Source organism: Rhodococcus sp. CX (assembly GCF_015865005.1).
In the GTDB taxonomy this organism is placed as follows: Bacteria; Actinomycetota; Actinomycetes; order Mycobacteriales; family Mycobacteriaceae; genus Rhodococcus.
Genome location: NZ_JADZGH010000197.1, coordinates 26,461 through 31,793, shown reverse-complemented (window position 1 = coordinate 31,793; position 5,333 = coordinate 26,461). Strand labels below are relative to the sequence as shown.

The window sequence follows — 5,333 nt, the reverse complement described above, 5'->3', positions numbered from 1 at the left end:
CGCCCGGCTCGAGCACAAGCTCGGCATCCGGGCATCCGACACCGCGGTCCTGGTTCTGCAGGACTGCCGAATCCCCAAGGACAACATCCTCGGTTCCCCCGAGGTGAACGTCGAACAAGGCTTCGCGGGCGTCATGCAGACCTTCGACAACACCCGGCCGATCGTGGCCGGTATGGCGATCGGCCTGGGACGGGCCGTGCTCGAGGAACTGCGCGCGATCCTGTCCGAGGCCGGGATCGAGGTGTCCTACGACATCCCGGCGAACAACCAGCACGCCGCGGCCGCCGAATTCCTGGCGCTCGAGGCGGATTGGGAAGCGTCCTACCTGCTCGCGCTGCGCGCCACGTGGATGGCCGACAACAAGAAGCCGAACTCGCTCGAGGCGTCCATCTCGAAGGCGAAGGCCGGACGCACCGGGACCGCGGTGTCGCTCAAGGCCGTCGAACTCGCCGGCACCTACGGCTACTCGGAGCGGCCGCTGCTCGAGAAGTGGGCACGCGACTCGAAGATTCTCGACATCTTCGAAGGCACCCAGCAGATCCAGCAGCTCATCGTCGCGCGACGCCTGCTCGGCAAGTCGTCGTCGGAACTGAAATAGCACCTGCACAACAGTTCTTGAAGGGAAGCCCCCGTCGCGTACCCCGGCGGGGGCTTCTCGGTCCCTGCTTCGGCAACCAATGGGCGGGTCCGAAGATCACACCAGTCGATTCTGTGTTCGGATCTGCCAGGCAGCAATCCCTGCAGCAACGCTCATCGCCGCGGCCGCCAACGCCATCAGCCACAATCCCCATCCGACTTGGGCACCTACTTCACGCCCGAACAACTCCGAATTTCTCGACGTCACCTCGTTTACGTCCACGACCGCGACGACAAGGCAGATGACGCCTAGGACGGCAGCGAAACCACAGAGGACAGTTCCCGCCGCGCCGTCCCGGACCACGACAGCAAACAACATCACCGCCGCGACGATTCCCAGCACCAATGTGATTGCACCGTCACCGTCCATGGCGGTTCGCGACATTCCAATGAATGTCATCCACGGTCCGATGCTTCCGACGATGATTCCGACTCCCGCTGCGAGAGCGGCAATTACATACGGCATATATGGCGAGCCCGGGGCTGCCGCCGGTTGGGCTATCGCCTGCGAAGTAGCCACCAACGGCGGGGCCCCTATTCGTCGAGTCTGCTGGGTCCAAGCATCCCCGTTCCACCACCGCTCCCGATTCGGATCCGTTGGGTCCGGGTACCACCCGTCGGGTTGACTCATTCACGCTTCCGTTCTGCAGGGGCGGGCGACCACCGGTGACGTGCGCCGGGAGATTCCGAACGCGGCGTGCCATTCGCGGACCTCGCACTACCTCGATCGATCGCGCGGCGAACTCCTCAATCCTCCGAATTGTGACATGCCCCATACCCGTGACGGCGAAATTTCGCTTGGCGCCAGATATTGACAGCGCCCGATGGAACCGGGTGCGCAAGGATGGCCACCAGGCCTGCATCCCTGGGGAACCCGGGCCTCAACCACGTGTTCAATCCGGATCCGTGCGACCACGGCTACGCGCTCGAAACGGCGGTCCGGACGACGACCGCCGACACCGCTGCCACGACGGCGGCAACGGCCAGGAACTCCGACACGACGGCCACCAGGGCGAGGACGACCACCGCCCATGTGTCCGCTCCCAGACCCAGCGGGTCGAGGCGGTCGGCCTGCAGCGCGGCGGCGATGTTCGCCACCGTCGCGACCGCCACCCAGCCCAGATACACGAACATGGTGCCGTCGACCACCACCGCCTCGAGTCGGGACTCCGGCCGGGTTGCCGTGAGCAACACGAAAACCCTGGCCAGAACCCCGAGCAGCGCCGCGATGACCACGACGCTGAGCCAGATCAGATCGAACTGGACGGCCAGGATCCATGCGGCATTGAGCAGCATCGACGCGGCGATCCACCACCCTGACTGTCGCTGACGCGGATTCGCGCGCTGCTGCGGCAGCGCCTGCCACGCTGCGAGCGCGATCAACCCGACGTAGATGAGCGTCCAGATCGAGAAGGCGGCGCCGCCGGGCGCGACGGCCGTCGCATCGGCCGACAATGCTCCTCCCGCCGCCTCCGAGATCGGGGTTCCGGCAACCGCTCCCGAGCCGAGGAACGAACAAAGCACCGCGACGACCGCACTCAGTGCGACAACCGTCGTGCGGATCGAGTCGGTGAGCGAAGTCGTGCCGACGTGGGACGTCATGCGATGCAGATGCCCGTCCTGGCCGTTCACGAAACCCCGAAGGGTTGTCAGAGGCGCACCGCCAGCTCGGCGACCAGGTCGCCGCGGTCCCCGACCACGACATCGGACAGTCCCAGCCAGGTCGCCATCTCCCACAGCTCGACGGCGAGGGATTCGGCGACCTCCCCGGCGTCGCGACCCGGTTCGACGAACGCGCCCGGCACGCGCAGGGCGTCGGCTCCGCGGTCGGCTTTGAGGTCGACCCGCCCCACGAGGTCACCGTTCTGCAGGAACGGGAAGACGTAGTAGCCGTGCACGCGTTTGTGGGCGGGCGTGTAGATCTCGATGCGGTACCGGAAGCCGAAGAGCCGCTCGGTGCGCGGCCGGCAGAAGACGAGCGGATCGAACGGGCAGAGCAGCGCCGTGCCGTGCGCGCGTCGCGGGATGCGGGCGGCGGCATCCAGGTAGGCGGGATCGGACCAGCCGCGCACGGTCACGGGTACGAGCACGCCCTCGTCGACGAGATCGGCCACGGCCGCCGTGGTCTGCTCGGCCGAGAGCCGGTAGTAGTCGCGCAGATCCGCGGCGGTGGCCACCCCCAGCGACCGTGCCGCACGGCGAACGAGCTCGCGGATCGCGTCGCGCTCGTCGATCTCCACGCCGATCACGTCGTCGGGGAGGACACGTTCGGCCAGGTCGTAGTGCCGGGTGAAGGCGACCCGCCGGTCGACCGACAACGCGCCGGAGGCGAAGAGCTGCTCGCAGATCACCTTCGTCTCGGTGCGTCCCCACCACGGCCCGCCGCGGCCCTGCGGCGTGATCCGCAGGTGCCGTTCGATGTCCCCGGCGGTGGCGGCACCGACCTCCCTGACGACGTCGAGCACATCCCTGCCCAGCATGGGATTCTGCTCCACCACACGTCGTTCCCCGGCCCAGCGGCCGTGGGAGTAGCGGTTCATGCGCCACCGCATCAGCGGCCAGTCGTCGACGGGGATCAGCGCGGCCTCGTGCGCCCAGTATTCGACGAGGGCGCGCGGCGACCGGCTCGTGTTCTGCCAGGCGGCGGTGTCGAGGAGTTCGCGGTCGTAACCACCGATCCGGCTGAACACCGGCATGTAGTGCGCGCGCACGGCGACCGACACCGAGTCGAGTTGAAGCAACGACGTGCGCTGGACCGCGCGCAGCACGTGACGGCGCGTGGCACGGCCGGCCGGGCGACGGTCCGCGAAACCCTGGGCGGCGAGGACGACGCGTCGGGCCGCGTCGGCGGTCAACTCGAGCACACCTCCACCCTGTCATCGACCCCCGACATCGGAGCTTCCTCCCCTACCCGGGGCGACGGTGAGCGCAAAGGTGCCCCCATCGGCTGTGATTTGGGTCACGATGTGGGTGCATCCATCGGGCACAAGGAGGTGTCGTATGTCGGCGCAGGATCTCGTCCGGAAGGTCACCGACACCGTCGGATCGCTCATGGTCATGCAGCGCGCCGGGGTACTGTCGTTCCCCCGGGTCGACCACACGGTCTCCACGCTCCTCGCGGTGCGCAAGTACGGACCGTTCGCCGGGCCGGTGCACGCCGACGTCGCACGCGGCCTCGAGGCCATCGCGATCATCGACGAACGTGGCGCGGTCAGTTACCGGAACCTCGAAGGCATGTCCAACGCGCTGGTGCGGGCCTGGCAGGCTGACGGCATCCGCCCCGGCACCGTGCTGGGTGTGATGGCACGCAACCACCGCGGCCTGGTCCTGACGATGCTCGCGTCGGCGAAGCTCGGCACGAAACTCGTGCTGATGAACACCGGACTCGCACCCCGCCAGCTCGCCGACATCGCGGCCCGCGAGAACGTCGAGACGTTCGTGTTCGACTCCGAGTTCGCCGCCGCGGCCGCTGCCCTGCCCGAGGGCACCCGCACCTATCTGTCGTGGCAGGACGAGCTGGTTCCCGGCGCACCGGCCATCGACTCGCTGCTCTACAAGTTCGATCGGTCGCCGGTCCCCGCGCCGTCGGAGCCGGGCGGATTCGTGCTGCTCACCAGCGGTACCACCGGCACCCCGAAGGGCGCGCCACGCGGCCGGACCTCGCCGTTCACATCCGCCCAGTTCCTCGACCGGGTTCCGTTGCGTCGTGGCCAGAGGATGCTCATGGCCGCGCCCGCCTTCCACGGCACCGGCGTCTCCCAGATGGCGATGGCCCTGGCGCTGGGGCAGACGGTGATCATGGCGCGCCGGTTCGATCCGCTCGAAACCCTGCGGCTCATCGAGGGCGAACGGGCGAACGTGCTGGTCGTCGTGCCCACGATGCTGCAGCGCATCCTCGACCTCGGCATCGGGAAGATCACGGAGTTCGACACCTCGAGCCTGAAGATCATCTTCGCTGCCGGGTCGGCCCTGTCCCCCGATCTGTGCCGGCGCACCCGCGAGGCGTTCGGCGACGTCCTGCACAACCTCTACGGGTCGACCGAGTGCGCGGTCGCGACGGTCGCGACCCCCGAGGACCTGCGGCGCGCGCCCGGAACCGCCGGCCGCCCACCCGTGTCGTGCCGGGTGGAGATCCTCGACGACGCGGGTAACCCCGTCACCGAACCCGGCGTGTCCGGACGCATCTTCGTCGCGAGCGGGCTGAGTTTCGAGGGCTATACGGACGGGCGGGACAAGGAACGCATCCGCGGTCTGCTCGCGACCGGCGACGTCGGTCACTGGGACGCCGACGGCTATCTCTTCGTCGACGGCCGCGACGACGACATGATCATCTCCGGCGGGGAGAACGTGTATCCGCTGGAGGTGGAGAACCTGCTGGTCGAACGCGACGACGTGCTCGACGCGGCGGTGGTCGGGGTGGAGGATCCCGAGTTCGGCGCCCGCCTGCGGGCGTTCGTGGTCCCCACACCCACAGCAGCTCGCGACCCCGAGGAGATCAAGGCGTACGTGAAGGCGAATCTGGCGCGCTACAAGGTGCCGCGCGATGTGATCTTCCTCGAGGAACTTCCCCGCAACACGACGGGCAAGCTGCTCCGCCGCGTGCTCGTCGACATGAAGATCTGACCGGTCCCCTCCGAGCGAATGTATCGCTCGGCTCCTCCAACCGAGCGAACGGTACATTCGCTCGGAAAGGCGGG

General features: G+C 68.0%; 5 protein-coding genes and 1 pseudogene. 2 read left to right on the top strand and 4 right to left on the bottom strand.

Going from position 1 to position 5,333, the window contains the following annotated elements; translation table 11 throughout:
• On the top strand, positions 1–598 hold a 598-nt coding region (locus I0Q12_RS33445; protein WP_269437664.1), incomplete at its 5' end, for an acyl-CoA dehydrogenase family protein.
• 96 nt (positions 599–694) lie between these two features.
• Here I0Q12_RS33445 and I0Q12_RS33440 read toward each other — a convergent pair.
• The 4 genes and pseudogenes from I0Q12_RS33440 to I0Q12_RS21115 form a co-directional block, all read right to left on the bottom strand.
• Positions 695–1,036: a hypothetical protein gene (locus I0Q12_RS33440; RefSeq protein ID WP_231611138.1), complete on the bottom strand. Its 342-nt coding sequence runs from the start codon at positions 1,034–1,036 to the stop codon at positions 695–697.
• 135 nt (positions 1,037–1,171) lie between these two features.
• Positions 1,172–1,267 (bottom strand): annotated as a pseudogene (locus I0Q12_RS35165) (DUF2510 domain-containing protein); the annotation flags it as partial.
• A gap of 287 nt (positions 1,268–1,554) precedes the next feature.
• Positions 1,555–2,238 carry a TspO/MBR family protein gene (locus I0Q12_RS21120; RefSeq protein ID WP_231611137.1) on the bottom strand — a complete coding sequence of 228 codons (684 nt, stop codon included), beginning with the start codon at positions 2,236–2,238 and terminating at the stop codon, positions 1,555–1,557.
• A gap of 47 nt (positions 2,239–2,285) precedes the next feature.
• Positions 2,286–3,500, bottom strand: a complete 1,215-nt coding sequence (locus I0Q12_RS21115) for a winged helix-turn-helix domain-containing protein (RefSeq protein ID WP_197254336.1) — start codon at positions 3,498–3,500, stop codon at positions 2,286–2,288.
• Between the two features lie 136 nt (positions 3,501–3,636).
• On the opposite strand from I0Q12_RS21115, the gene I0Q12_RS21110 reads away from it, so the two are divergent.
• Positions 3,637–5,259, top strand: coding sequence for an acyl-CoA synthetase (locus I0Q12_RS21110; RefSeq protein WP_197254334.1), 1,623 nt, complete (start codon positions 3,637–3,639; stop codon positions 5,257–5,259).
• The last annotated feature ends 74 nt before the right edge of the window (positions 5,260–5,333 follow it).

What these genes read in the sequence shown, in the direction of transcription:
- I0Q12_RS33440 (WP_231611138.1), bottom strand. Translation starts at nt 1,036, where the DNA reads ATGACATTCATTGGAATGTCGCGAACCGCCATGGACGGTGACGGTGCA.
- I0Q12_RS21120 (WP_231611137.1), bottom strand. Translation starts at nt 2,238, where the DNA reads ATGACGTCCCACGTCGGCACGACTTCGCTCACCGACTCGATCCGCACG.
- I0Q12_RS21110 (WP_197254334.1), top strand. Translation starts at nt 3,637, where the DNA reads ATGTCGGCGCAGGATCTCGTCCGGAAGGTCACCGACACCGTCGGATCG.